Source organism: Aquibaculum arenosum (assembly GCF_029222965.1).
Lineage (GTDB): Bacteria > Pseudomonadota > Alphaproteobacteria > Kiloniellales > DSM-21159 > Aquibaculum > Aquibaculum arenosum.
On record NZ_JARHUD010000001.1, the window covers coordinates 398,403 to 424,444 of the forward strand.

Consider the following 26,042-nt stretch of genomic DNA (forward strand, 5'->3'; position numbering starts at 1 on the left):
CCGCGCCGCTCGCCGCCCGAAGAGCGCAAGCGAGTTGCGTCTGATGCGCGTGCTTGGGCTCGATCCCGGCCTGCGGCGGACCGGCTGGGGCATCATCGATCAGCAGGGCAGCCGCCTGAGCCATGTCGCCAACGGTACGCTGTTGAGCGACAACAGCCTCAGTCTTGCCGAACGCCTGATGCAGCTTGCCCGCGCCTTGGAAAAGGTCCTGGAAGAGCATCGGCCGGAAACGGCGGCGGTGGAAGAGACCCTTGCCAATCGCAATCCCTCCTCAACGCTCAAGCTCGGGATGGCTCGGGGCGTCGCGCTGCTGGTGCCGGCTTCGGCCGGTTTGCCTGTCAGCGAATATTTGCCGATGATCGTCAAGAAGTCGGTTGTAGGGACCGGTCATGCCGGCAAGGAGCAAGTACAAATGATGGTGGAACGTTTGCTGCCGGGCTGCGCGCTCGCCTCGGCCGATGCGGCGGATGCCCTGGCGGTGGCGATCTGCCACGCCCATCACATGGGCAGCCTGCGCAGTTGGGCGCCGGCGGCGGGCAGGGCGCGATGATCGGCAAGTTAAAGGGCTTGCTGGAAGAGGTCGACGAGGATCGCCTGCTCATTGATGTCGGTGGCGTCGGCTATCTTGTCTTTGCCTCCGCGCGCACGCTGGGGCGCCTGCCGGGGAAGGGCGAGGCCTTTGCGCTGCTGATCGACACGCATGTGCGCGAAGACCACATCCATCTCTACGGTTTTCTCGAGCGCGCCGAACGCGAATGGTTCCGCCTGCTGCTGACCGTGCAGGGGGTGGGCGCGCGCCATGCTCTGGCCATTCTGTCCGTGCTGGATCCCGCCGAACTCTCCACGGCCATCATGGCCCAGGACAAGGCAGCGGTGAGCCGGGCCAATGGTGTGGGGCCGAAGCTGGCGCAGCGCGTGGTGCATGAGTTGAAGGAGAAGGCAGGGCGCCTGGCTGTGATTTCCGAGTTCAGTCCGCCAGCGACAGGTGGCGGCGCCGGCCGGGCACCCGCGGCAAGCGGTGATGCGGTCGACGCCCTGGTGGCTCTGGGCTATCGCCGTAGCGAGGCCTTCACCGCTGTCGGCAAGGCAGCGGCTGAACTGGGTGAGGCGGCCGGTGTCGAGGCCCTCATCAAGTCCGGATTGCAGGAGCTGGCACGATGAGCCAGGCAGGTTCCGACGAGCGGGTGGTGGCGCCCGAGCTTTCCGCGGAGGATGCGGAGCAGGGCTTGCGGCCGCTCATCCTGGACGACTTCATCGGGCAAAGGCAGCTTCGCGCCAATCTGCGCGTCTTCGTTGAGGCGGCAAAGGCGCGCGACGAACACCTCGACCACGTGCTGTTCCATGGCCCGCCGGGGCTGGGCAAGACCACCCTGGCGCAGATCGTGGCGCGGGAACTGGGTGTCGGCTTTCGGGCGACCTCGGGTCCGGTCATCGCCCGGGCCGGCGACCTTGCAGCCATCTTGACCAACCTGCAGCCGCGCGACGTCCTCTTCATCGACGAGATTCATCGTTTGTCGCCGGCGGTGGAGGAAATCCTCTATCCCGCCATGGAGGATTTCCAACTCGACATCATCATCGGCGAGGGGCCGGCAGCGCGCTCGGTCAAGATCGACCTGCCGCCCTTCACGCTGGTGGCCGCAACCACACGCAGCGGCCTCATCACCCGTCCCCTGCGCGAGCGCTTCGGCATTCCCCAAAGGCTGCAGTTCTACGAGCCCGATGAACTGCAGGAGATCGTGAGTCGCGGGGCGCGGGTCCTGAAGTTCGACATGACTCCCGAAGGGGCCGCCGAGGTGGCGCGCCGCAGCCGGGGAACGCCACGCGTGGCCGCACGACTGCTGCGCCGGGTGCGTGATTTCGCCGCAGTGGACGGCAATGGCGTCGTCGATGCGGCGGTGGCCGATCGAGCCCTGCGCCGTCTGGAGGTTGACGAGCGCGGCCTCGACGCCATGGATCGGCGCTACCTCGCCTGCATTGCCGAGCACTACGGGGGCGGTCCGGTGGGGGCGGAGACCATCGCGGCTGCGCTCTCGGAACAGCGCGACGTGATCGAGGAGGTCATCGAGCCCTATCTGCTGCAGCAGGGCTTCATCCAGCGTACCCCGCGCGGGCGACTGCTCACCCGGACCGCCTACGCCCACATGGGCCTGGAAGCGCCGCGCACCGTCGTTGAGCAGCTCGAACTTCTCGGTGCCGGTGAAGGAGAGGGTGAAAGTGAATGACTTCTCAAGGACCCGCCAAGGGAAGCGTCGGGTACTTGCGTGGCTGTGTCCATGTAATGCCACTTCGTGTCTATTACGAAGACACAGACGCCCAAGGAATAGTCTACCATGCCAATTATCTGCGCTTTGTCGAACGGGCGCGCAGCGAGTTGGTAAGACTTTTGAGTATTGACCAGAGGCGGCTGAAGGACGAGGAAGGTCTCGGGTTTGCGGTGAGGCGAGTCAATCTGGATTATCGCTTGCCGGCCCGGTTTGACGACCTTTTGGAGGTACACACCTGTGTGACAGGGGCGCGTCCCGCCAGCATCGACGTGCATCAGCGTGTCCTGAGAGACGGCCATCTTCTCGTCGATATTCGTTTGCAGCTTGCAATGATTCGGTTGGCGACCAGGCGTCCGGTTCGGATGCCGGCTGAGGTCAGGCGCCATCTCCAAGAGTTTTGCCAACCCGAAAGGGGGAGTGAGCAGGAAAATGGAAACGGCTGCGGTTGATGCCGCTCAGCTGGCCGGCGATGCCGGCGGAATGACGATCTGGAGTCTGTTTCTCCAGGCAGATCTTGTAGTTAAGGCAGTGATGTTCATCCTGATCGGGGCTTCGATTTGGAGTTGGACCATCATCTTCGAGAAGTCGGCGCGCTTGCGTCGCCTGCGCCGTCATGCAGAGCAATTCGAGGAAGCCTTCTGGTCGGGTCAGCCCCTGGACGAGCTTTACGACGAAATTGGCGCTGAGCCGCAGGGCCCCTTTGAAGCGGTTTTTTCGGCGGCCATGCGCGAATGGCGCCGCTTCGCCCGGCGCGGCAGCACCATTGATGACGAATCGGTGCTCTCCTTGCGCGAACGTGCGGACCGGGTCATGGGCATCACCATCGGCCGCGAGATGGATCTCCTGGAAAAGCAGATGATCTTTCTGGCGTCCGTGGGGTCCTCCGCGCCCTTCATCGGCCTGTTCGGAACCGTCTGGGGTATCATGAACTCCTTCGCCTCGATCGCGGCCACGGCCAACACCTCCCTGGCGGTGGTGGCTCCCGGTATCGCGGAAGCGCTTTTCGCCACCGCCCTGGGGCTGGTCGCGGCGATCCCTGCGACCATCGGCTTCAACAAGCTGAACAACGACATCGGCCGCTACGGCCAGCGCTTGGAAGCCTTCGCAAACGAGTTCTCTGCCATTCTGTCCCGTCAGCTGGAAGAGGCGCGCTGAGCCATGTCCGGGCCCATCATGAGTCGGCGCGGCGAGCGTCACGGTGGCTTCCGGCGCCGGCGCTGGCAGCCCATGAGTGAGATCAATGTGACGCCCTTCGTGGACGTCATGCTCGTGCTGCTGATCGTATTCATGGTGACGGCACCGCTGCTCACTGTGGGGGTTCCGGTGGACCTGCCGAAGGTGTCCGCCCGCGCGGTGACGGACAGCGGCGAGCCGCTGGAACTGACCGTCAACGCCGAGGGCTCGGTTTATCTTCAGGAGACGCCGGTCGAGCTGGATGCCTTGGTGCCCCGTTTGATCGCCATTACCGAGAATGACTTCGAGGCGCGTGTGCATGTGCGCGGCGACCAGTCGGTTTCCTATGGGACAGTGATGCAGGTGATGGGGCGGCTGAACCAGGCCGGCTTCAGTCGTGTGGCCTTGATCGTCGACCGCCCCGAGACTCAGGCGCGCTGAGGAGCGGAATCGCACGCCCATGTCAGCCTATAACCCTTATCCGGGGGAAGAGCCGCGCGGCATGAAGCGCCCGCTGGTGGCGTCTGTGCTGTTGCATCTGGGGGTGTTGGCGATCCTGCTGGTGGGCATCCCGCAGTTCAGTCGCGACCGACAGATGTCCATGTCTGTCCCTGTGGAAATGCTGACTGAGGATGATTTGCTCGACGATGCTCTGACGCAGACCCCGATCGAGCCCGCAGACGAGGCCGAAGTGGAAGCCGCCTCGGAGTCGGACTCGCCTGAGGCCACTGCGGAGAGTGAGGCGGAGAGCATCGAGACGCAGCAGTCCGAAACCGCCGCCCCAAGTGAGGCCCCGGCGCCAACGCAGGAAGCCCCAGCGGAAACAGCGGCCACGGCTCAGCCGACGCCGCCGACGCCCTCTCGGGCGCCGGAAGTTGACACCGCAGCCAACATCGAGGCTGCGCCGGAAATAGCGGCAACCGCCGAGCTGGCCGAAGCGCCCCCGGCGGAGGCCAGTCCCCAGCCGCCGTCCCAGAGCACGGCGGCGCCGGAGCAAAGTGCGGCGCTGGTGCCCGATGCCCCAGAGACTCCGACCGCAGAACTCGCCGCGCCGAGCGAAGAAGCACAGACCTCGGAAGAGCCGGCCCTGACCGCCAGCGAGCCCGAGTCCACTGAGGCGCAGGAAACGGAGACTGCCGAGAGCGCGCCGGCGGAGACGACGGAAATGGCAGAGGCCGTGGATGCACCGCCGGTGCCGCGACCGCGGCCGGCAGAAGTGCCAAGCAGTCTGCAGCAGGCCGAGGCGCCGGATGAGGAGACTCCGGAGGAAACGCCCCAGGAAGAGTCGAGGCCAGTGGAGCCCTCTGTCACCGAAGCAGAATCGGAAAGCGAGGCCGATCCCCTGGCCTCCATCCTGCGCAACGTGGAGGACCTCGAGCCGCAGCGCGAACAGCAGGCCAGTGCACCCACACCGTCTCAGGAGAGTGCAGCACCGCGCAACAGCGCGGCGGTCCAGCGCCGCGCCGCGGAACTCGGCAACATGATCCGTGATCAGGTGGCGAGCTGCTGGCGCATTGACGGTGGCCGGCAGGAAGCGCGTGGTCTGCTCGTGCCCATCCGCGTCCGCCTGGCCTCGGATGGCAGTGTCATCGGCTCGCCGCGCGTCCAGGAGCCGGGACGCTATGCGAGCGACGGATACTATCGATCAGCAGCGGATGCGGCAGTGCGTGCCGTGCTTGCCTGCTCACCGTTCGACTTGCCGCCGCAGGACTACGACCTGTGGCGCGACCTCGTCCTCAACTTCGATCCCAGGGAGATGTTCGGAGGATGACCAGATTCTACAGCCTCTTCGCCGGTGTCCTGCTGCTGGTTCTGTTTGGCGGTTTTCCCGCCGACCAGCGGGCACAGGCCCAGCTAACCGTCGATATCACCCGCGGCTTTGTCGAGCCTTTGCCCGTCGCCGTGGTGAACTTCCACCCCTTGGATGGGGAGACCGCCGAAACCGGTCAGGACATCGCTGAGGTCATAACAGCGAATCTCGAGCGATCCGGCCTCTTCGAGGCGGTCGATCCCCGGGCCTTCATCCAGCAACCGGAATCGCTCCACGCCGGCCCGCGCTTTGCCGACTGGCGGCTGATCAACGCCGAAGCGCTGGTCAGTGGCAGTGTAGACCTGCAGGCCGACGGCCGGCTGCGGGTGGAGTTCCGACTGTGGGACGTGCTCGCGGAGCAACAGATGGTCGGTCTGGCCTACACGACCGCCCCGGCCAACTGGCGACGGATCGCTCACATCATCTCCGACGAGGTCTATGAGCGGTTGACGGGCGAGGAGGGCTATTTCGATACCCGGATCGTCTACGTGGCGGAAAGCGGTCCGCAGAACCGGCGGGTGAAGCGCCTGGCCATTATGGACCAGGACGGCGAGAATCATCGCTACCTCACCGATGGCAGCAACCTGGTTCTCACGCCGCGCTTCTCGCCGACCACCCAGGAGATTACCTTCATGTCTTACGAAGGCGATCGGCCGCGGGTCTATCTATTCAACCTCAACACCGGGCAACAGGAGGTGCTGGGGGAATTCCCGGGCATGACCTTCGCGCCCAACTTCTCGCCCGATGGCGACGAGGTGATCTTCTCCATGTCCTCGGGTGGCAACACTGACATCTATACCCTGGACCTGCGCACCCGCAGCACCGAGCGCCTGACCAACCATCCCTCCATCGACACCTCGCCCTCTTACGCCCCGGATGGACGACGCATCGTCTTCAACTCGGACCGCGGCGGGGGACAGCAGCTCTATGTGATGAATGCCAACGGCAGCAACGCCGAGAGGATTTCCTTCGGCAATGGCCGCTATGCCACGCCGGTCTGGTCGCCGCGGGGCGATCTCATTGCCTTCACGCGCATGCATCAGGGGAACTTCTACGTCGGCGTTATGCGTCCCGATGGTTCGGGCGAGCGCATGATCAGCCGTGGCTATCTGGTGGAAGGTCCGACCTGGGCACCCAATGGCCGGGTTCTGTCCTTCTTCCGGCAGGAGCCGGCGGACAGTGCCGGCCAAGTGCGTAGTCGGCTGGTGACGGTGGACGTCACCGGCTTCAATGAGCGGGAACTGCCGACGCCGATGGATGCATCGGATCCGGCCTGGTCGCCGCTCCAAACCCTGCCGGGAGCCCCTTGATCGTGGACTCCCGTCACTCTATTGTGCACCGCACACGTGCGAAATACGACAGGCCACGGATTGCCTGTGCGGCAGCGGTGACCGCGAACGTGTCAAGCGTCGGTGCGACGTTCACTTCAGTCTCGTCAGGCCGCGCGCCGAGAGACATACAGGGGACCCCGAAAATGCGATATAAGCTTCTGACGATTGCGGCCGCGGCGCTGCTTCTCGCCGCTTGCGAAACCACGCCTCGGGAGAGCGCCGACGCCAGTGCCGGTGCCAACGCCGGCGCTTCCGGGCAGTCGGGCGGACAATTCGGTTTGGCGGCACCGGGCACCCAGGAAGAGCTGCGCCAGACCATCGGCGATCGGGTCTTCTTCGACTATGACAGCTACTCCGTGCGTGGTGATCAGCGCCGGACGGTGGAGCAGGTCGCCCAGTGGATGAATGAGCACCAGAATGTCCAGCTCACAATCGAAGGCCATGCGGATGAGCGCGGCACTCGTGAGTACAACCTGGCGCTGGGTGATCGTCGTGCCAGCTCCGTGCGGGACGTGCTGGTGTCGCAAGGTGTTTCACAATCGCGTCTGAACACCATTTCCTATGGCAAGGAGCGCCCCGAAGTTACGGGGTCGAACGAATATGCCTGGGAACAGAACCGTCGCGCCGTCTTTTCCGTGCGCTGACAAAGTTCTTCGCGATGCGTTGTGCAACCGCCTGCCTCCCCTGGGAGCGCGGGCGGTTGTTTTTTCGGCGTAGCCGCGCCCTAATCGTGCCACGAAGCTGCGGCAAGCAGCCGCAAGCGCGCAATTTTCTACGACCCTGGAGGAGAGTCGCATGACCGCCTCTCGTCGATTGCAGTCCGTTCAGTCCAAAAGCCTGCGTGTCTCTCTGCTGGGAAGCCTGCTCGGCGCCGTGTTGGCGGGTACGGCGTTTGCGGAAGCTCCCGGCTTGCAGCGCGACCTTGTCGAGGTGCGTAGCGAACTGCAGGAACTGGGTGGCCATCTTCAACTGGCTCAGGCCAGCGGCTACAGCGGGGATCGCATTGATGCCTTCGAAAGGGTGGTCCGCGATCTGACCGGCCGCGTCGAAACGATGGAATATCGCCTGCGCCAGCTTTCGGATCGCATGGACCGGCTGGAATCGCGAAGCGAGCAGACGCCCGCACGACCCGATCCCTCCGCCGGCGCCTATTACCAGCCACCGGAATCCGAAACTGAAGGCGCCGGTCCCCGGGTACTGGGAACCGCCAGCGAGAGTTACGGTCAGCCGCCGCAGGATCAGGATAGCCCGGCCGCGCGACCGCTCGTACAGCCGCCGGCCGAAGCCGAACCCGATGAACGGCCGGGCGAGAGCGCCCAGGCAAGCCTGCCCAGCGGCAACGCGGCTGAGCAGTATGACGCCGCCTTCGGCCTGCTGCGCCAGGCGCGCTGGGACGAAGCTGAAACGGCGCTTGAGTCTTTCATCGAGAGCCATCCCGACCACCAGTTGGCCGGCAACGCCAAGTACTGGCTGGGCGAGACCCACTACGTGCGCGGTGACTATGTGTCCGCTGCCCGGGTCTTTGCTGAAGGCTTCCAGCAGTATCCAGATTCGGGCAAAGCTGCGGACAACCTGCTGAAACTTGGCATGTCGCTGGGAGCATTGGACCGCCGGGACGATGCCTGCGGCACGCTGGTAGAGTTGGAACGCCGCTACGCCAATGCGCCCGAGCAGATCCTGCAACGCTCCCGGGCCGAACGTGAGCGGCTGGGCTGCTGACGTCGCTGCACCCGAGCCGCTGAACGATGCGGCTTTTGCGGCCCTCATGGCGCCGTTGGAGCCCTTCGAGCCGGAACCGCTGATTGCCTGCGCCGTGTCCGGCGGCGCGGACAGCTTGGCCTTGCTGTACCTTGCCAGCCGCTGGGCGAAAGCGCGATCGGGCAGGGTGATCGCCTTGACGGTGGATCACGGCCTGCGTCCTGAAGCCGCGGCGGAGGCGCGTCAGGTTGCGGCCTATGCCGCGGCGCTGGGGGCAGGGCACCGCACGCTGCTGTGGCGCGACCCACCGCAAAGCGGCCCGGTCCAGGCGGCGGCCCGCAGGGCGCGGCTTACCCTAATGCAACAGGCCTGCCGCGAGGCCGGCTGCCTGCATCTGCTCCTGGCCCATCATCGCGACGACCAAATCGAGACGCTGCTACTGCGCCTGGCGAAGGGCAGCGATCTCGATGGCCTTGCCGGGATGGCGCCGCAGCGCCGCGGGGCAGGCTTGCGATTGCTTCGGCCGCTTCTGACGGTCGACAAGGAGAGCCTGAAGGCCACGCTGCGCGACGCCGGTCTCGCCTGGTGCGAAGATCCCAGCAACGATGACCTTCGCCACGAGCGCGTGCGGATGCGCCGCCTGGTTCCGGCCACGACCGTGGCGCCGGAGCGATGGCAAGCAGCGGCAGAGACCTTTGCCCGCTTGCGGGGGTGGGCGGACGCGCGTTGCGCCGCTTGGATGGGAGAGTATCTCGCCCTCCATCCCGGGGGCTGTGCCTCCTTGCCGGTCGAGGACTTCGAAGCGCTTCCACACCCGCTCGCCTTAAGAGTGCTGAGGCATGTTGTTCAGGCGGTCGGCGGTCGTCCCTATCCGCCGCGCAGCGCCGTCTTGCGCCGCGCTCTCGGGCGGTTGCGGGAACGCCCGAAAGGCTTGACCCTGGCCGGGTGCAGGCTAATTCGACGCCCCGCGCAGTGGCTTGTCGTTCGCGAGGCTGCAGGGGTGGAAAGCCTGAAACTGGCACCGGGTGAGACTTGCGTATGGGACCGGCGCTACCAGATCCAACTCGATCAAGCGGCGGGCGCAGGATGTGATCCGGAAGCCTTTTACCTGGGTGCCCTGGGCGCTGCAAATCGCAGCGGATTGCAGCCGCCAGCGGGTGAGGCCTGGTGCGAGGCCGTTCCCGGCGCGGCCCGCGCAGCGCTTCCGGCCCTACGATATCTTGAAGCTGTCGTGGCGGTGCCCCACTTGAACCTCTATCAGCCGGGTTTTTCGCCGGGCTTCTTGCGGATTTCCGCTTGCCCGCCGCAGGCGGCGGCCCGGTCGGACTTTACCTTATCCGGGCGGGTAGGCATTCTGCAGGCAGCAGGCTTCGGATGCTCGTAATCGGCGGCAGCCGCCGCGGCAGGTATTGAGGGAACGACCGTCTTGAACTTCAGCCGTAACGCAGCGCTCTGGATCATCATCATCCTGCTGCTCTTTGCCCTGTTCAACCTGTTCCAGGGTAGCGGGTCGCGTTCGCCGCAGACGACGCTGCCCTATTCTCAGTTCATGGACAATGTCGAGAACGGACAGGTTCAGGAAGTCACCATTCAGGGCGAGAACATTACCGGGCGCCTGAGCGACGGCCGGTCGTTCCAAACCTATGCGCCGGACGATCCCTCCCTGGTCGAGCGCTTGCGCGATTCCGGCACGCAGATCAATGCAGAGCCGCAGGAAAGCGTGAATCCGCTGCTCTCCATCCTGATTTCCTGGTTCCCGATGCTGCTGCTCATCGGCGTGTGGATCTTCTTCATGCGCCAGATGCAAGGCGGCGGCGGCAAGGCCATGGGCTTCGGCAAATCCAAGGCCAAGCTGCTGACCGAGAAGACCGGCCGCGTCACCTTCGAGGACGTCGCGGGCATCGAAGAGGCCAAGCAGGAGCTGGAGGAGATTGTCGAGTTCCTGCGCGACCCGCAGAAGTTCCAGCGCCTGGGCGGCAAGATCCCCAAGGGCTGTCTGCTGGTGGGGCCGCCGGGCACAGGTAAGACGCTGCTGGCCCGCTCCATCGCGGGTGAGGCCAATGTTCCCTTCTTCACCATTTCCGGCTCGGATTTCGTGGAGATGTTCGTCGGTGTCGGCGCCAGCCGCGTGCGCGATATGTTCGAGCAGGGTAAGAAGCATGCGCCTTGCATCATCTTCATTGACGAAATCGACGCAGTCGGCCGCCATCGTGGCGCCGGCCTGGGCGGCGGCAACGATGAACGCGAGCAGACGCTGAACCAGCTGCTGGTCGAGATGGACGGCTTTGAGGCGAACGAGGGGGTGATCCTCATCGCCGCGACCAACCGTCCGGACGTTCTCGATCCGGCGCTGCTGCGGCCCGGCCGCTTCGACCGGCAGGTCGTGGTGCCGAATCCCGACGTGAACGGACGCGAGCAGATCCTGCGCGTGCACATGCGCAAGGTGCCCTTGGGACCGGATGTTGACGCACGCGTGATCGCGCGCGGCACTCCGGGCTTCTCCGGCGCCGATCTGGCCAACCTGGTCAACGAGGCCGCGCTGAACGCCGCGCGCAACAGCAAGCGGGTGGTCACGCAACTCGACTTCGAGATGGCCAAGGACAAGGTCCTGATGGGTGCGGAGCGGCGCTCGATGGCCATGACCGACGAGGAAAAGGAGCTGACCGCCTACCACGAGGCCGGTCACGCCCTGGTCGGGATGTTCATCGAGGGCAACGATCCGCTGCACAAGGTCACCATCATCCCGCGCGGGCGGGCTCTGGGTGTGACCATGTCGCTGCCCGAGCGCGATCGCTACGGCTTCAAGAAGAAGGAAATCCACGGCAAGCTCGCCATGATGTTCGGCGGTCGTGTGGCGGAAGAGCTGATCTACGGTGACGAGAACGTTACCACCGGTGCCGGCAACGATATCCAGCAGGCTACCAACCTGGCCCGCCGCATGGTTACCGAGTGGGGCATGTCTGAGAAGCTCGGCCCGCTGCGCTATAACGAGAACCAGGATGAGGTTTTCCTGGGTCACTCGGTTGCGCGGCAGCAGAGCATTTCCGAAGCCACTGCGCGTATGATCGACGAAGAGGTGCGTCGCATCATCGACGAAGCCGAAGGTGTGGCACGCGAGGTGCTGACCGAGCACATGGAGGATCTGCATCGCCTGGCGAAGGGTTTGCTGGAGTACGAGACCCTGTCCTCTGATGAGGTGCAGCGCGTCCTGCGCGGTGAGACCATCGACAAGCAGGAGCGTGAGCCGCAGCCGAAGTCGAACAAGGGCAAGAAGTCCTCTGTGCCGACGAGTGGCAAACCCTCCAAGGAAGGCGGCGGCATCGGCCCGGAGCCGGAACCGGCAGGCTGACGAAGACGCGCCATCAAGCATTATCACCGCCCGCAGGCAGCTGCGGGCGGTTTTGAGTCGAGCCTGGCGCCGGTGGAGGCAGTGACGCGTCCGAATGGGTATGGGGCGGTCCCTTCGTCTCCGAACCTGCCGCGCGACTTTCCCCCGCCGGGCTGCAGGGCTAAAAGCAAAGCATGAGCGAAGAAGTTTATCTGCAACCCCTCACCCCCGCGCGTGAGATCCCCAATGGCGTTCGCCTGGCGGGTGGCCCCTTGCGCTTTGCCTCAGCGCTGCTGGCACACCGGGCTGCCGGGAGCGTCCAGCGCCGGGCCTGCGCGCTGGATGAAATCCCGCCGGATCGCTTGGCCCGCTTCAGTGCCGTACGGCCGCCTTTCGCGGGCGTGGCCATGGATCGGCCCAGCGTGATGGGCATCGTCAATGTCACCCCAGACTCCTTCTCCGATGGTGGCGACCGCTTTGATCAGGCGCGCGCGATAGCCGACGGACTGGCGATGTGGAAGGCGGGGGCAGCCTTTGTCGATGTGGGTGGAGAATCCACCCGTCCAGGCTCCGACCCGCCCACGCTAGACGAGGAACTGGCCCGCGTCATCCCGGTGGTGCGGGCCCTCGTGGATCAGGGCGTGCGTGTGTCCATCGACACGCGGCGGGCCAAGGTGATGGCGGAGGCTGCCGCTGCCGGCGCGGCGGTGATCAACGACACCTCGGCGCTGAGCAGTGACCCTCACGCTCTGCGCGTGGCGGCTGAGAGCGGCCTGCCGGTCATTCTCATGCACATGCTGGGGCAACCGCGCACCATGCAGCAGGCGCCGCACTATGATGACGTCGCGCTCGACATATACGACTATCTGGCATCGCGGGTGCAGGCCTGCTTGGATGCGGGAATTCCGCTGAGCCGTGTCTGCGTCGATCCGGGCATCGGCTTCGGCAAGACGGTGCAGCACAACCTGGAACTCGTCGCGCGCCTGGCTCTCTTCCACGGCCTGGGCTGTCCGGTTCTTCTGGGCGCGAGCCGCAAGTCTTTCATTGGCAAGGTTTCTCGCGGTGAAGCGCCCAAGGAAAGGCTGCCCGGCACTCTGGCCGTCACGCTGGCTGGACTCGACCGTGGCGCACAGATTCACCGGGTGCATGATGTCGCCGAAACGCTGCAAGCCGTGGCGCTTTGGCAAGCGGTGGGTGCGGTGACGGCAAACCATGATACGCTTGAAAGCCAAATTCTAACCGACAGTGAGGCAGGGGCATGACCCGCAAGTTCTTCGGCACCGACGGGGTTCGCGGCAGGGCGAACGAGGAACCGATCACGGCAGCCACGGCGCTCGCCCTGGCCATGGCCGCCGGCGCGCGCTTCCGCCATCCGGGCCGGCATGGCCTTGCGGTGATCGGCAAGGACACGCGGCTGTCCGGCTACATGCTGGAGCCGGCCATGACGGCGGGGTTTCTCTCCGTCGGCATGGACGTGGTGCTGCTCGGCCCGCTGCCGACCCCTGCGGTGGGCATGCTGACCCGCAGCATGCGCGCCGACCTCGGAGTCATGATCTCCGCCTCGCACAACCCCTTTGACGACAACGGCATCAAGCTCTTCGGGCCGGATGGCTTCAAGCTGTCCGACGAGGAGGAAACCGCCATCGAGGCGGCGATGAACACGGTGGCGGATCTGCGGGTTCCGGGAGAAAGCCTGGGTCGCGCCCGGCGCCTCGACGATGCCTATGGCCGCTATCTGGAGTTCATCAAGGGCAGCTTCCCGCGGAACCTGCAGCTCGACGGCCTTAAGATCGTGGTCGATTGTGCCCATGGTGCGGCCTACAAGGTGGCGCCCACGGTGCTGTTCGAATTGGGCGCTGAAGTGATTGCGCTGGGCGTGCAGCCCAACGGCTTCAACATCAACCAGGACTGTGGCGCCACGGCGACGGCCGCTCTGCAGGAGCGGGTGGTGGCAGAGGGTGCCGACCTCGGCATCGCCCTGGACGGTGATGCCGACCGGGTCATCCTGGTGGATGAGCGCGGCCAGCGCATCGACGGCGACCAGGTGATGGCGCTGATCGGCAGCTACTGGCACCGCGCCGAGCGCCTGCACGGCCCTGGCGTGGTGGCCACGGTCATGTCCAATCTCGGTCTCGAACGCCATCTGCAGGGCCTGGGGGTTGAGCTGCTGCGCACGCCAGTGGGTGACCGCTATGTTGTCGAGCGCATGCGCGCCGAGGGCTGCAATCTTGGCGGCGAGCAGTCCGGCCATTTGATCTTCTCCGACTACAGCACCACGGGCGACGGGCTGATCGCGGCGCTGCAGGTGCTTGCGGTTCTGGTGGGCAGCGGCCGACCGGCCAGCGAAGTGCTGGCCGTGTTCGAACCCTATCCCCAACTGCTGCGCAATGTGCGCTTTCGTGCCGGCACCCAGCCGCTGGAGCAGCCGGCAGTCGACGCTGCGATCCAGGCGGCAAAGTCGGCGCTCGGCGAGGGCGGGCGGCTCCTGATCCGCAAGTCGGGAACTGAACCGCTGGTCCGCGTGATGGGCGAGGGCAAGGATGCTGACCTCGTTCGCAAGGTGGTCGAGGAACTGGCCGGCTGCATCGAGGAAGCGGCCGCGGCACCGGCCTGAAGGCTGTTTCTTAGTGGGAGTGGGGTGAGCAGATGCAGGGACGAGTGCTGATCGTCGCCGGCTCGGATTCCGGCGGCGGTGCAGGGATTCAGGCCGATCTCAAGACGGTCACGGCGTTGGGTGGCTTCGGGATGACCGCAATCACGGCCTTGACCGCGCAGAACACGCTGGGCGTTTTCGGGGTCTTGCCGGTGGAGCCGGATTTCGTCGTTCAACAGATGGATGTGGTGCTGGACGACCTCGGCGCCGACGCCGTCAAGACCGGCATGCTGCATTCACCGGAGGTCATCGAGGCGGTTTCGGTTGCCCTGGAGCGGCGCCCCGGCCTGCCCCTGGTGGTCGATCCGGTGATGGTGGCGCAGTCGGGCGCCACGCTCTTGCAGGACGCCGCGGTCGCGGCGCTGAAGCAGCACCTTCTGCCGCAGGCAACGCTGTTGACCCCCAATCTTCCGGAAGCCGAGAAGCTGATCGGGCGCAGCATCGATGGCGCTGCCGGTATGGAAGCGGCGGCGCAGGAGATTCTGGCGATGGGTCCGGAGGCCGTGCTGCTCAAGGGCGGTCATTTGAGCGGCGATTGGCTGATCGACGTGCTGGTGACTGCCGGGGGTGTGGAGCGCTTCGAGGGGCCGCGGATCGACACTGAGCAGACGCACGGCACCGGTTGCACCCTGGCCTCCGCCATAGCCACCGGTCTTGCGCAGGGTCTGTCTCTCGCCGATGCCGTCCGCCGTGCGCGGGCTTATCTGCAGGAAGCGCTGCGGACCGCTCCCGGATTGGGGCGGGGACAGGGGCCGGTCAATCACGGCCATACGGTCGGCCATTTCGACGGATGATGCGCCCGTTACCGCGCCGTGTTGAACGTGGCGCTGGTGTAAACTTCGAAGGCGGTCGAGACACAAAGAACACGAAGGGTTTCACGAGGTTCACCAAGGGCGACTCAAGCCGCCGTTAACCCCTTTCATACAAAAATTCTTTGTGCACTTCATGCAATTCTTCGTGCACTTCGTGTCAACCAGTGCGCAGTGCGACGCCGGCACGGCCCGCAAACACGAAGGGGCCGCATCGCTGCGGCCCCTTCGCTGCTGGTTACCAGTGGAGCGATCAGGCCCCTGCCAGATTCTTGTTCACGAAGTCCCAATTGACCAGGTGATCCAGGAAGGCCTGCACAAAATCCGGACGACGGTTCTGGTAGTCGAGATAGTAGGCATGCTCCCACACATCGACGGTGAGCAGCGGGGTCTTGCCGTCCATCACCAGCGGGGTGTCGGCGTCGTCGGTGTTGACGATCTCCAGGCCGCCGGCGCCCTTGACCAGCCAGGTCCAGCCGCTGCCAAAGTTGCCGACCGCAGACGCCTTGAACTTGGCGGCGAAGTCGTCATAGGAGCCAAAAGCCTGGCTGATGGCGTCGGCCACGGCGCCGTTGGGCTGGCCGCCAGCGTTCGGGGCCATGGAGTTCCAGAAGAAGGTGTGGTTCCAGATCTGGGCCGACTGGTTGAAGAGGCCCTTGTTCCCGGCCTGCCGGGCCGCCGCGATCACGTCTTCGACCGACTTGCCTTCGAGGTCCGTGCCGGCGATCAGCTCGTTGGTCTTGCTGACGTAGGCCTGGTGATGCTTGCCATGGTGGAAGCTGAGTGTCTTCGCCGAGACGTGCGGCTCCAACGCGTCCTGGGCGTAGGGGAGCTGCGGAAGCTCGAATGCCATGAGGTCTCTCCTTCTTTTCTGTCGCAGATGCCGGCCTCATGCCGGAGTGCCTCTTTGGGAGGATCTGTTCGGGACTCACATAGGAAACTGAAAGCGAATGTGAACCGGCCGCCCGGATTTGCGCAAGCCCTTCCACGGGGCGAGCTTCTCCGAGGTCGGTTGAGAGAGCAAGCATGCCGGTCCCGGGCTGGTTCCCTTCGCGCCGACAGCGTATGCACCTCACAGCACAACTAGAAAGGCCAACCTGAAGATGAGTGCATCGCCCCAGCTCAAGACCGCTTCAAACGACGATCACAAGCTGCTGCGCGGGCGCCCCTTGGCGGAGCGGATTCGGGCCGAGGTCGCCACCTCGGTTGCCACACTGGCCGAGCAGGGGTGGCAGCCACGCCTGGTGTCGATCTGCGTGGGCGACGCTCAAGCTGCCGTGCTCTATGTGCGCAATCAGCGGCGGGTGGCCGAGAAGCTGGGGATCGCTTTCGAAGAGCGGGTCTATCCGGACTCCGTGACCCAGGCCGAGATGCTGGCGGTGATCCACGCGCTGAATGCAGATCCGCGGGTCAGCGGCGTGATCATCCAGCGCCCGGTGCCGGCGCACCTTTCGATCAAGCAACTGCAGTCGGCGGTCCATCCCCTGAAGGACGTGGAGGGTATGAACCCGGCGTCCATCGGCAACATCGTCTACAATGAGCTGACCCTTGGCCCCTGTACCTCCGTGGCCTCGGTGGAGCTGCTGAAGGCGACGGGGCTCGACTTGAAGGGGCTCGAGGTGGTGGTGATCGGGCACTCGGAGATCGTCGGCAAGCCCATCGCCTTTCTGCTGATGAACGAAGGGGCCACGGTCACGGTCTGTCATCACATGACCCGCCACCTGGCCATGCATTCACGCAAGGCAGACGCGGTCTTCGTCGCGGTGGGCAAGGCAGGCCTGGTGACCGGCAACATGATCAAGCCCGGCTGTGCGCTGATCGACATCGGTATCAACCAGGTCACCACTCCCGAGGGGGAAACCCGCGTGGTCGGCGATGCCGATTTCGAGAGCTGCTACGATGTGGCCGGATGGATTACCCCGGTGCCCGGCGGCGTGGGACCGGTCACCGTCTCCATCCTCATGCGCAACACCCTGACGGCACTGCAGCTGCAAAAGCGCCACTACGAATCGGCCTTTGCCAGCTCGGCGTGAGGCTCCAGCCAGCCGCCTGTGCTGACTGAAGCCCGCTAGCCTGTCGTTCTTGCCTCAGAAGTCGAAGCCGCCGCCGTCGTCGAAGCCACCGTCCCAACCACTGTCGAAACCGGCATCGCCGCCTGGGTCGGCACCGGGTTCCGGCTGGGCTTCGCCGGGCGCGGTATCGGCGGCCGCTGCTTCGCTTCCGCCGGTGACCATGGAGGCGAGGAAGGAGCCCAGCATCAGGCCGCCGGCAACGCCCATGGCCGTCTGCATGGCGCCGCCCAGAAAGCCGGGACGGTCACGGTAGTTGGCCAGGGGGCTGGCGCTGCGGTTCGCCCCACCCTGGCTGCGCTGGCCGGCAGCCTCGTTGTTGCCGCCGAACAGCCCGGCGAGGAAGCCGCCGCCGGCAGGCCGCTGGGACAATTCGTTCTCCAGGTCCTGGACGCGCTGCTGCGCCTGTTTCAGGGCTTCCTCCTGGAACACGATGGCCTGGGCCATGTAGTAGGGCGCGGCCGGCTGGCGTTCCAGGCGCTCCCGGATCAGGGCTTCGGCCTGTTCGTCGCGCGCGCCGCCCTGGCGTTCGGCCAGTTCCAGCTTGCCGAACAGCTCCTCGATGACCTGGCGTTCGGTTTGATCCATTCTCGTTTCCTTACTCTTCGATTGGTTCCAGGCGCAGCAGCGCGCCTTGCGATGCATCGGTCAAAAGGTAGGGATAGCCGTCGGGGCCCATCCGCACGTCGCGGATTCTTTGTCCCCAGTCACCCAGCAGCGTCTCCTCGCCGGTAATCTCGCTTCCATCCATGATGACACGCCGCAACTGCGGCAGTGCCAAGGCGCCAACGAAGATGTCGCCCTGCCAGGCCGGGAAATCCTCCCCTGTATAGAAGGCCATGCCGGACGGCGCGATGGAGGGCGTCCAGTGCAGCAGCGGCGGCTCCATGCCCGGCGCCTCCGGCCCCACGCCCATGGGCAGGCCCGAGTAGGCTGTGCCATGGGTGGTGATCGGCCAGCCGAAGTTCAGGCCGGCTTCCGGAAGGTTGATCTCATCCCCGCCACGCGGTCCGTGCTCGTGCAGCCAGACGCGGCCCGTGTCCGGATGGAGGGTCATGCCCTGGGCGTTGCGATGGCCGTAGGACCAGATCTCCGGTCGTGCGTCGGGTTCGTCGACGAAGGGATTGTCTGCAGGCACGCTTCCATCATCGTGCAGGCGCAGCAGCGTTCCGTTATGATTGGCGAGATTCTGAGCCTCATCGGCGCTGCCGCGCTCACCGACGGTCATCCAGAGATAGCCCTCGCGATCGAAGACGATTCGGCTGCCGAAGTGTCGTCCGCCCGATCCTTCTGTCTCCGCCGAGAAGAGGATGGTGGTCTCTTGCAATGCCTCGCCGTCGAATCGTGCCCTGGCGAGCTGTGTGGTGACGGATCGACCGTCCTGGCCGGCAAGCGTGAAGTAGACCCAGCCGTTCTCCTCAAAGTCCGGGTGGAGGGCGATGTCCAGGAGGCCGCCCTGACCCTGCACCACCACCTCCGGCACGCCGGGAACGGGGTCTGGGTCCAATCGGTGCTCCTGGTCGATCACCCGCAGGTGCCCGGGGCGCTCGGTGACGAGCATGCGTCCGTCCGGCAGGAAGGCGAATCCCCAGGGGTGGGCGAGCCCCTCCACGAGTGGGACCAGCCTGAATGCGTGGTCCCAGGAATCCTGCTCGGATGGCTGCGCGTCTGCCGGCGTGCTGCAGGCGGTCAGCGCCAGGCCGGCGGCGAGCAGGGAGGCGGCCACAAGCCCTCGGGACGATGAAAAGGAAAGCGAATCGGTCGCGGGCATCGGCCTGGTCTCCTCTGTTCGGCGCGTTCTTGAACATGCATTTAGGAACCGCTGACCCTCGTGCCAGTAAAACCGCGTGCTGAGTGCGTTTGCCCGCGCCGATGAGCACCCGGGCTTGTGGGAGACTGTTCAGCGCGGCATGATCCATAACCTTAATGCAGATCGAAATTCATCAGATTCGCTTGGCAATCCGATCAATTGCATGGATCTGCGTTTCAGGTTTGAATCCAGGCCGGATCAAGCAGATCCGGTTCGGGGGATCACTGCAAAGCCGCCCGGTACGAGGGGGTTTGGGAAAGGTAGCCGATGAAGATCGCCATCTTGAAGGAGCGGCGCCCGGACGAGCCGCGCGTTGCGGCGACGCCGGAAAGCGTCAAGAAGTTCAAGGGTCTCGGTATCGACGTCGCGATCGAGAGCGGGGCTGGGGAGGGGGCGTCCCTGCCTGACCAGGCCTACGCCGACCAGGGCGCCGAGATTGCCAGCGACGCTGCGGCTGCCGTCAGTGGCGCCGATCTTGTGCTCAAGGTCCGCCGGCCCTTGCCGGAGGAATTGCCAAATTTGCCGAAGTCGGCGCTGCTCGCTTGTATCCTCGACCCCTTCCGGGCAGGCGAGGAGTTGAACGCACTGGCGGAGGCCGGTGTCGGCGCCTTTGCCATGGACCTGATGCCGCGTATCACCCGCGCCCAGTCCATGGATGTGCTGTCCAGCCAGGCGAACCTGGCAGGCTATAAGGCGGTGATCGATGCGGCCGCGACCTATGGGCGCGCCTTTCCGATGATGATGACGCCTGCAGGACGCATCAATCCGGCGCAGGTGCTGATCATGGGCGCCGGCGTGGCCGGCCTGCAGGCCATCGCCACTGCCAAGCGCCTGGGGGCCGTGGTCCATGCCACCGATGTGCGCCCGGCGGCCAAGGAGCAGGTGCAGTCTCTTGGCGGCAAGTTCCTGGCCGTGGAGGACGAGGAGTTCAAGCAGGCGGAGACCGCCGGCGGCTATGCCAAGGAAATGAGCGCGGAGTACCTGAAGAAGCAGGCAGCGCTCTTGGCCGAATCGATCCCGAAGATGGACGTGGTCATCACCACGGCGTTGATACCCGGGCGCCCCGCGCCGCGGCTGGTGAGCGAGGAGATGCTGCGCTCCATGAAGCCCGGGTCGGTGGTCGTCGACCTGGCGGTGGAGAACGGCGGCAACGTCGCGCTGTCACAGCCGGGCGAGGTGATTGACGTTGGCGGCGTCAGGATCCTGGGCCACCGTAATGTGCCCGGCCGCCTCGCGGCCGATGCCTCCATGCTCTATGCCAACAACCTCTTCAATTTCGTCTCCCTGCTCTTCGACAAGGAGAGCAAGGCCCTGAAGGTCGATTGGGACGACGAGATCGTGAAGGGCACCCTGGTGACACGGGAGGGCGCAGTGGTCCATCCGGCGCTCACACCGGCGGAAAAGGGGGAGTGAGATGAGCGAGAAGCTGATCGACCAGGCCATCGACCTGGCCAACCAGGCCCGGGCGCTATCGGACGGCGCCGCGGACCTGGCACGCGAAGCGGCGCGGGTGGGGGCCGAGACCGGCGCACCACTGGCCGAAGCCGTGGGACCCTCGCCACTGGTAACCGGACTGACCGTCTTCGTGTTGGCGATCTTCGTGGGCTACCACGTGGTCTGGCGCGTCACCCCGGCGCTGCATTCGCCGCTGATGGGTGTGACCAACGCCATTTCCTCGGTGATCATCGTCGGCGCCCTGATCGCTGCCGGCACCGGCGGCTACGGCTTCAGTGAAATCATGGGTTTCATCGCCGTGACGCTGGCCAGCGTGAACATCTTCGGCGGCTTTCTGGTGACCCACCGGATGCTGTCGATGTTCAAGAAAAAGCAGAGATGAGGCGAGGGAAAGCACAATGAGTCACGATCTCGCCGCCCTGTTCTACCTCGTCGCCTCCATCTGCTTCATCCTGGCGCTGCGCGGACTGTCGCATCCGGAAACGAGCCGCGGAGGTCTGCGCTATGGCATGGCCGGCATGGCCATTGCCGTGTTGACCACGCTGTTCATCCTGCCGGAGGTCAACTTTGTTCTCATCCTCGCCGGCGTCATCGTCGGCGGGTCGATTGGGACCATGATCGCCCTGCGCATCCAGATGACGGCACTGCCGCAGCTGGTGGCGGCCTTCCACTCGCTGGTGGGGCTGGCCGCAGTGCTCGTGGCGGCTGCGGCCTTCTACAATCCGGCCGCCTATGGCATCGGGCTTCCGGGCGACATCAAGGCTGCCTCTTTGATCGAAATGTCGATCGGTGCCGCCATTGGCGCCATTACCTTCACCGGCTCGATCGTTGCCTTTGCCAAGCTTCAGGGCCTCGTCAGTGGCAAGCCGGTGGTCTTCCCGATGCAGCACTGGCTGAACCTGGCGCTGGGCATTCTCACTGTCGTGCTGATCGTCTGGATGGTGGCGGGGCAGTCGGCGACGGCCTTCTGGCTGCTGGTGCTGCTGACCCTGCTGCTGGGGGTATTGATCATCATCCCGATCGGCGGCGCCGACATGCCCGTCGTCATCTCCATGCTCAACTCCTACTCGGGCTGGGCTGCGGCAGGCATCGGCTTCACGCTGGGAAACAACCTTCTGATCATCACCGGCGCGCTGGTGGGATCGGCTGGTGCGATCCTCAGCTACATCATGTGCAAGGGCATGAACCGTTCCTTCTTCTCCGTGATCCTGGGTGGTTTCGGAGGAGAGAGTGCCGCTGCCGGGGGCGGTGGCGATGAGGACCGGACCTATCGTCAGGGGGCGGCCGAGGATGCAGCCTTCCTGATGCGCAATGCCGAGAAGGTGATCATCATCCCCGGCTATGGCATGGCCGTGGCCCAGGCCCAGCATGCGCTGCGTGAGATGGCCGATCTGCTCAAGAAGGAGGGTGTCGAGGTGAAGTACGCCATTCACCCCGTGGCCGGGCGGATGCCGGGACACATGAACGTGCTGCTCGCCGAGGCCAACGTGCCCTACGACGAGGTCTTCGAGATGGACGAGATCAACCGCGAATTCTCGGAAACCGATGTGGCCTTCGTCATCGGCGCCAACGATGTGACCAACCCTTCGGCCAAGACAGACCCGGCCTCGCCCATCTATGGCATGCCGGTGCTGGACGTGGAGAAGGCGCAGAACGTGCTCTTCGTGAAGCGCTCCATGGCCAGCGGCTATGCCGGCGTGGACAACCCGCTGTTCTATATGGATCAGACCATGATGCTCCTCGCCGACGCCAAGAAGATGTGCGAGGACATCGTCAAGTCGCTGGAGGCCTGATCGGCCTGCAGCCCCTGCCTGCCCCGGCGGAGTCATTGACGCCTTCGCCGGGGCCGCTTATCGCTTAGAGCAGATCGTCTCGAATCGGGTTCGAAGCGAAGCGGTTTGAGACGTGAATCTGCTCTACACCTTTTATTCAGAGCGGATTCACGCGTTTGTTCTGAACGCTGCGCGTTACAGATCAAACGCGATCCGCTCTAGTTCAAACGGCCCTCGGCCTGCGGGCCCTGGCGGCCTTTCTCAGTCAATCGCGAGGTCATCGATGCGCATCAGCTTTGCCGCTCCCGAACTTCCCACCGAAGGATCCCTGGCGGTACTCGTGCCGGAGAACGGCAAGCCGGCCGGTATGCTGGCGCAGCTCGACACCGCCATGGACGGCGCCTTGGCCCGTCTGCTGGAGGGCAGCCGCTTCAAGGGCAAGAAGGGGCAGCTCACCGAACTTCTGGCGCCGCGCGGCCTGGAGCTGGACCGGCTGGTGCTGGTGGGTGTGGGCAAGGCAGACAAGGCCTCCGCCCTGGAGTTCGAGGCCGCAGGCGGCACCTTGGCCGCTCATCTGAACGGCGCCGGGGTTAGTGACGCCATGCTGCTGGTGGATATTGCCGGCAGCGAGCTGTCGGCGGCGGCCCAGGCCTCGCATGCCGCCTACGGCGCACTGCTGCGCAACTACCGTTTCGACAAGTACCGCACCAAGGAGGAGAAGGAGAAGAAGCTGAGCCTCTCCGCCCTTGAGGTGCGCTGTGCCGAGCAGGAAGCGGCGACGCAGGCCTTTTCCTCGCTGGAACAGGTGGCTGGCGGCGTCTTCACCACGCGCAATCTGGTCTCCGAGCCGGCGAACGTGCTCTACCCCGAGAGTTTCGTCGAGCGGGCAAAGGAGCTGGAGGCGCTCGGCGTCAAGGTCGAGATCCTCGACGAGGCGGCGATGCAAGAGCGTGGCATGGGCGCGCTGCTCGGCGTCGGCCAGGGCTCGGAGCGCGAATCGCGCATCCTGCTGATGACCTGGAACGGCGCGGGCGAGGGAGGCGACAGCTATCCTGTGGCCTTCGTGGGCAAGGGCGTCTGCTTCGACACTGGCGGCATTTCGCTGAAGCCGGCCGCCGGCATGGAAGACATGAAGTGGGACATGGGCGGCGCCGGTGTGGTCGTCGGCCTGATGCACGCCCTGGCCGCTCGCAAGGCGAAGGTGAATGTCGTGGGCGCGTGCGGTCTGGTGGAAAACATGCCTGACGGCAAGGCCCAGCGCCCGGGCGACGTGGTGACCTCCATGTCCGGGCAGACCATCGAAATCATCAATACGGACGCCGAGGGACGCTTGGTCCTGGCCGACGTGCTGACCTACGTGCAGGAGCGCTACAAGCCGGAGACCATCATCGATCTCGCGACCCTGACCGGTGCGATCATGATCGCGCTCGGCAAGTCCACCGCAGGTCTCTTCAGCAATGATGACGCCCTTTCGGCCGCGCTCACCGAGGCGGGCAAGGCCGTGGGAGAGCCGGTCTGGCGCCTGCCCATGGGCGAAGAGTACGACCGGATGATCGACAGCGACATCGCCGACATGAAGAACACCGGTCAGCGCTGGGGCGGCTCGATCACCGCGGCCCAGTTCCTGCAGCGCTTTGTGAATGAGGGCGTCCATTGGGCCCATATCGACATCGCCGGCACCACCTGGTCCGATAAGGACAAGCCGACGGTGCCCAAGGGCGCCACGGCCTTCGGCGTGCGCCTGCTCGACCGCTATGTGGCCAACCGGCTGGAGAAGTAGCCGCGGGCTGCGGAGGGCAGCGTGACGGAGGTCCGCTTCTATCATTTGACGACGACCGGCCTGGACCGCGCGCTGCCGCAACTGTTGGAGAAGACGCTGGAGCGCGGCAAGCGCGCGGTGGTCATGGCCCGCTCGGAAGAGCGGGTGGAGTGGCTTTGCGGGCTGCTCTGGACCTACGACGACCGCGGCTTCCTGCCGCACGGCAGCGCGCGCGACGGTCACGCCGAGGCGCAGCCGGTCTGGATCACCGAGAAGGACGAGAACCCCAACGGCGCGGCCTATCTCTTCCTGACCGACGGTGCGACCTCAGCGCAGATCGACAACTACGAGCTCTGTGCCCTGCTGTTCGATGGCGGGGACCAAGAGGCGCTTACCGCTGCGCGGGCGCAGTGGAAGGAGCTGAAAGCCGCCGGACACACGCTCAGCTATTGGCAGCAGGACGCGCGCGGGCGCTGGAGCAAGCAGCAAGGCTAGTCAGCCGGTGCGCGGGCTCCGCCGCAGCATGGCTTCACGATAGACGATGTAGAGTCCGCTCAGCACCACCAGGGGCCAACCAAGCCAGATGTGCAGGCCCGGGGTCTCGCCCCAGATCAGCCAGCCGGTGAGCACCGCCCAGAGCATCGAGGTGTACTTAAAGGGCATGATCACGGCCACGGCACCGCGGCTGAAGGCGGCGGTCATGGCGATCTGCGCGCCGCCGCCCAGCAGGCCGACCATGATCAGCAGGCCCCAATCCCATCCCACCGGCATCACCCACTGGAAGGGCATGAACACACCCGAGAGCAGTGTGGTGCTGACGGTGAACCAGAAAATGATGGATGCGTTGGTTTCGGTGCGAGACAGGCTGCGCACGTAGATCATCGCCAGTGCGTTGAAGAGCGCGCCGAGCAGCGGCACCAGGGCGATCACCTGAAAGACCCCTGGGCCGGGCTGGATCATGATCACCACGCCCACGAAGCCGACCAGGCAAGCGAGCCAGCGCCGCATCCCCACCTTCTCGCCCAGCATGGGAACCGAGAGCAGGGTGATGAAGAGCGGCGCGGCAAAGCTGATCGCCACGGCATCGGCCAGCTTCATCTGGCTGTAGGCGTAGAACAGCAGCGACATGGCCGCCGTGCCGCAGAGGCAGCGCAGCAGATGCCCCCCGGGCCGGCGCACCCGCAGGGCGCTGCTCATCCCGCCCATGCGGTGGATGATGAAGGCCAGCGGGATGAAGGCGAAGAGGGAACGGAAGAAGACGATCTGCATCGTCGGGTAGTCATCGCCGAGCCATTTCACGAAGCCGTCCATCAGTGAAAAGAGGCTGACGGCGATCAGCATCATGGCGATGCCGTTAAGTGTGCGATCGCCGCGGCTCTGCTGTTCCGCTTGGACTGTTTGTGGGTCGGCAGCCGCCGCGCGCTGTGCTGGCGTGGCTTCTCCCCTATCGGACACTTGGCTCATGCGATTACTGTAGGTCCCCTGACTGCGGGGGAGGCTACACGCATCGGCCGATCATCTGGGCTGCGAATCCTGCAGGGGAGACCACAGCGATAGTCCGCTCAACTGCGGTGCGGCGGAGAACCCAGGTCGACGACGTAGAGGTTGCGGCAGCCCTCGAGGTCGTAGCGGTGATGACTTTCACGGGAAACCACGCCATCGATCAGCCAGACCAGATGCAGCTTGTCACCGCGCGCAGCATCCGCACCGCTGGCAGGTTCGCAATACTGCCACACCTCGATGTTGCCGTTGCTCTGGCGGGCGTGGGGCTGGCCGTAGACAGCCACAACCTTATCGCGCGGATCGCCGGTGACCTGTGGCGCTGGGGCGCTGTGCAGGCAGCCGGCTGCGACGAACAGCAGCCCGGCAAGCAAAGCGCCTCGTACGGCAATCGCTTGGAACGGAAAGGTCGGACGGTCCGAAGGCGTCACCTGGAATCTCCCAATCGTGCTCTGGCGAAGCGTGGTGAAGCAGCCCCAGTCTGTGGTGCTGGACAGCATGCGGGCTAGAGCGGATCCCGCATGGCAACGCCGGGAACGCTGCCGAGACTTCCCTGTACAGCGAACCTCCACCCCGCTTCAATAGCCGGATCGCCGCAGCTCGAGGGGAGG

General features: G+C 65.2%; 26 protein-coding genes. 21 read left to right on the plus strand and 5 right to left on the minus strand.

The annotated features are described in order from the left end of the window. Positions 1 to 43: 43 nt before the first annotated feature. The 15 genes from ruvC (at position 44) to thiD (ending at position 15,051) form a co-directional block, all read left to right on the plus strand. Positions 44 to 550, plus strand: coding sequence for a crossover junction endodeoxyribonuclease RuvC (ruvC, locus tag P2G67_RS01840; RefSeq protein ID WP_275819439.1), 507 nt, complete (start codon positions 44 to 46; stop codon positions 548 to 550). Continuing rightward, on the plus strand, positions 547 to 1,161 hold the full coding sequence (ruvA, locus tag P2G67_RS01845; RefSeq protein WP_275819441.1) for a Holliday junction branch migration protein RuvA: 615 nt from the start codon (positions 547 to 549) through the stop codon (positions 1,159 to 1,161). The genes ruvC and ruvA overlap by 4 nt, the downstream gene beginning before the upstream one ends. Next, positions 1,158 to 2,222: a Holliday junction branch migration DNA helicase RuvB gene (gene ruvB / locus P2G67_RS01850; RefSeq protein ID WP_275819443.1), complete on the plus strand. Its 1,065-nt coding sequence runs from the start codon at positions 1,158 to 1,160 to the stop codon at positions 2,220 to 2,222. Before ruvA ends, ruvB begins: the two co-directional genes overlap by 4 nt. Further along, positions 2,219 to 2,713, plus strand: a complete 495-nt coding sequence (gene ybgC / locus P2G67_RS01855; RefSeq protein ID WP_275819445.1) for a tol-pal system-associated acyl-CoA thioesterase — start codon at positions 2,219 to 2,221, stop codon at positions 2,711 to 2,713. Before ruvB ends, ybgC begins: the two co-directional genes overlap by 4 nt. Next, on the plus strand, positions 2,694 to 3,419 hold the full coding sequence (tolQ, locus tag P2G67_RS01860; protein ID WP_275819447.1) for a protein TolQ: 726 nt from the start codon (positions 2,694 to 2,696) through the stop codon (positions 3,417 to 3,419). The genes ybgC and tolQ overlap by 20 nt, the downstream gene beginning before the upstream one ends. A 3-nt stretch (positions 3,420 to 3,422) precedes the next feature. Further along, positions 3,423 to 3,878: a protein TolR gene (gene tolR / locus P2G67_RS01865; protein WP_275819448.1), complete on the plus strand. Its 456-nt coding sequence runs from the start codon at positions 3,423 to 3,425 to the stop codon at positions 3,876 to 3,878. A 19-nt stretch (positions 3,879 to 3,897) separates the two neighbouring features. Beyond that, the gene (gene tolA, locus P2G67_RS01870) at positions 3,898 to 5,208 is read left to right on the plus strand and encodes a cell envelope integrity protein TolA (RefSeq protein ID WP_275819449.1); all 1,311 of its coding nucleotides are present in this window, start codon (positions 3,898 to 3,900) and stop codon (positions 5,206 to 5,208) included. Then, entirely contained in the window at positions 5,205 to 6,557 is a 1,353-nt protein-coding gene (gene tolB / locus P2G67_RS01875; RefSeq protein ID WP_275819450.1) for a Tol-Pal system beta propeller repeat protein TolB, read from the plus strand. The genes tolA and tolB overlap by 4 nt, the downstream gene beginning before the upstream one ends. Positions 6,558 to 6,721: 164 nt before the next feature. Then, positions 6,722 to 7,222 (plus strand): peptidoglycan-associated lipoprotein Pal, encoded by a 501-nt coding sequence (pal, locus tag P2G67_RS01880; protein WP_275819452.1) that lies wholly within the window; start codon positions 6,722 to 6,724, stop codon positions 7,220 to 7,222. Positions 7,223 to 7,373: 151 nt separating this feature from the next. Continuing rightward, positions 7,374 to 8,297, plus strand: coding sequence for a tol-pal system protein YbgF (gene ybgF / locus P2G67_RS01885; RefSeq protein ID WP_275819453.1), 924 nt, complete (start codon positions 7,374 to 7,376; stop codon positions 8,295 to 8,297). Next, positions 8,278 to 9,660, plus strand: a complete 1,383-nt coding sequence (gene tilS / locus P2G67_RS01890) for a tRNA lysidine(34) synthetase TilS (RefSeq protein ID WP_275819455.1) — start codon at positions 8,278 to 8,280, stop codon at positions 9,658 to 9,660. Before ybgF ends, tilS begins: the two co-directional genes overlap by 20 nt. A 42-nt stretch (positions 9,661 to 9,702) precedes the next feature. Beyond that, positions 9,703 to 11,625, plus strand: a complete 1,923-nt coding sequence (ftsH, locus tag P2G67_RS01895) for an ATP-dependent zinc metalloprotease FtsH (RefSeq protein WP_275819457.1) — start codon at positions 9,703 to 9,705, stop codon at positions 11,623 to 11,625. 173 nt (positions 11,626 to 11,798) lie between these two features. Beyond that, positions 11,799 to 12,866, plus strand: a complete 1,068-nt coding sequence (gene folP, locus P2G67_RS01900) for a dihydropteroate synthase (protein ID WP_275819459.1) — start codon at positions 11,799 to 11,801, stop codon at positions 12,864 to 12,866. Continuing rightward, positions 12,863 to 14,218 carry a phosphoglucosamine mutase gene (gene glmM, locus P2G67_RS01905; RefSeq protein WP_275819461.1) on the plus strand — a complete coding sequence of 452 codons (1,356 nt, stop codon included), beginning with the start codon at positions 12,863 to 12,865 and terminating at the stop codon, positions 14,216 to 14,218. Before folP ends, glmM begins: the two co-directional genes overlap by 4 nt. Before the next feature lie 32 nt (positions 14,219 to 14,250). Next, positions 14,251 to 15,051, plus strand: a complete 801-nt coding sequence (gene thiD, locus P2G67_RS01910; protein WP_275819463.1) for a bifunctional hydroxymethylpyrimidine kinase/phosphomethylpyrimidine kinase — start codon at positions 14,251 to 14,253, stop codon at positions 15,049 to 15,051. Between the two features lie 268 nt (positions 15,052 to 15,319). On the opposite strand, the gene P2G67_RS01915 is transcribed toward thiD, so the two are convergent. Then, the gene (locus P2G67_RS01915; RefSeq protein WP_275819464.1) at positions 15,320 to 15,919 is read right to left on the minus strand and encodes a superoxide dismutase; all 600 of its coding nucleotides are present in this window, start codon (positions 15,917 to 15,919) and stop codon (positions 15,320 to 15,322) included. Between the two features lie 250 nt (positions 15,920 to 16,169). Here P2G67_RS01915 and P2G67_RS01920 point away from each other — a divergent pair, with 250 nt between their 5' ends. Next, on the plus strand, positions 16,170 to 17,099 hold the full coding sequence (locus P2G67_RS01920; RefSeq protein ID WP_275819466.1) for a bifunctional 5,10-methylenetetrahydrofolate dehydrogenase/5,10-methenyltetrahydrofolate cyclohydrolase: 930 nt from the start codon (positions 16,170 to 16,172) through the stop codon (positions 17,097 to 17,099). Positions 17,100 to 17,153: 54 nt separating this feature from the next. Here P2G67_RS01920 and P2G67_RS01925 read toward each other — a convergent pair whose 3' ends face one another. Both P2G67_RS01925 and P2G67_RS01930 read right to left on the minus strand, forming a co-directional pair. Then, positions 17,154 to 17,723 carry a DUF2076 domain-containing protein gene (locus P2G67_RS01925; RefSeq protein ID WP_275819468.1) on the minus strand — a complete coding sequence of 190 codons (570 nt, stop codon included), beginning with the start codon at positions 17,721 to 17,723 and terminating at the stop codon, positions 17,154 to 17,156. A 10-nt stretch (positions 17,724 to 17,733) separates the two neighbouring features. Beyond that, on the minus strand, positions 17,734 to 18,906 hold the full coding sequence (locus P2G67_RS01930) for a PQQ-dependent sugar dehydrogenase (protein WP_275819471.1): 1,173 nt from the start codon (positions 18,904 to 18,906) through the stop codon (positions 17,734 to 17,736). Between the two features lie 306 nt (positions 18,907 to 19,212). Here P2G67_RS01930 and P2G67_RS01935 point away from each other — a divergent pair, with 306 nt between their 5' ends. The 5 genes from P2G67_RS01935 to P2G67_RS01955 all read left to right on the plus strand — a co-directional run bounded on the left by P2G67_RS01935 (position 19,213) and on the right by P2G67_RS01955 (position 24,426). Further along, positions 19,213 to 20,358 carry a Re/Si-specific NAD(P)(+) transhydrogenase subunit alpha gene (locus P2G67_RS01935; protein WP_275819473.1) on the plus strand — a complete coding sequence of 382 codons (1,146 nt, stop codon included), beginning with the start codon at positions 19,213 to 19,215 and terminating at the stop codon, positions 20,356 to 20,358. 1 nt (position 20,359) lies between these two features. Next, the gene (locus P2G67_RS01940) at positions 20,360 to 20,782 is read left to right on the plus strand and encodes an NAD(P) transhydrogenase subunit alpha part 2 (protein ID WP_275819476.1); all 423 of its coding nucleotides are present in this window, start codon (positions 20,360 to 20,362) and stop codon (positions 20,780 to 20,782) included. A 16-nt stretch (positions 20,783 to 20,798) separates the two neighbouring features. Beyond that, positions 20,799 to 22,193, plus strand: a complete 1,395-nt coding sequence (locus P2G67_RS01945; protein WP_275819478.1) for an NAD(P)(+) transhydrogenase (Re/Si-specific) subunit beta — start codon at positions 20,799 to 20,801, stop codon at positions 22,191 to 22,193. A 262-nt stretch (positions 22,194 to 22,455) separates the two neighbouring features. Then, positions 22,456 to 23,952, plus strand: a complete 1,497-nt coding sequence (locus P2G67_RS01950; RefSeq protein WP_275819480.1) for a leucyl aminopeptidase — start codon at positions 22,456 to 22,458, stop codon at positions 23,950 to 23,952. Positions 23,953 to 23,973: 21 nt separating this feature from the next. Continuing rightward, positions 23,974 to 24,426: a DNA polymerase III subunit chi gene (locus P2G67_RS01955; RefSeq protein WP_275819482.1), complete on the plus strand. Its 453-nt coding sequence runs from the start codon at positions 23,974 to 23,976 to the stop codon at positions 24,424 to 24,426. On the opposite strand, the gene P2G67_RS01960 is transcribed toward P2G67_RS01955, so the two are convergent. Next, positions 24,427 to 25,395: a DMT family transporter gene (locus P2G67_RS01960; RefSeq protein WP_275819484.1), complete on the minus strand. Its 969-nt coding sequence runs from the start codon at positions 25,393 to 25,395 to the stop codon at positions 24,427 to 24,429. A 98-nt stretch (positions 25,396 to 25,493) separates the two neighbouring features. Continuing rightward, the gene (locus tag P2G67_RS01965; protein WP_275819486.1) at positions 25,494 to 25,862 is read right to left on the minus strand and encodes a hypothetical protein; all 369 of its coding nucleotides are present in this window, start codon (positions 25,860 to 25,862) and stop codon (positions 25,494 to 25,496) included. Between the last annotated feature and the right edge of the window lie 180 nt (positions 25,863 to 26,042).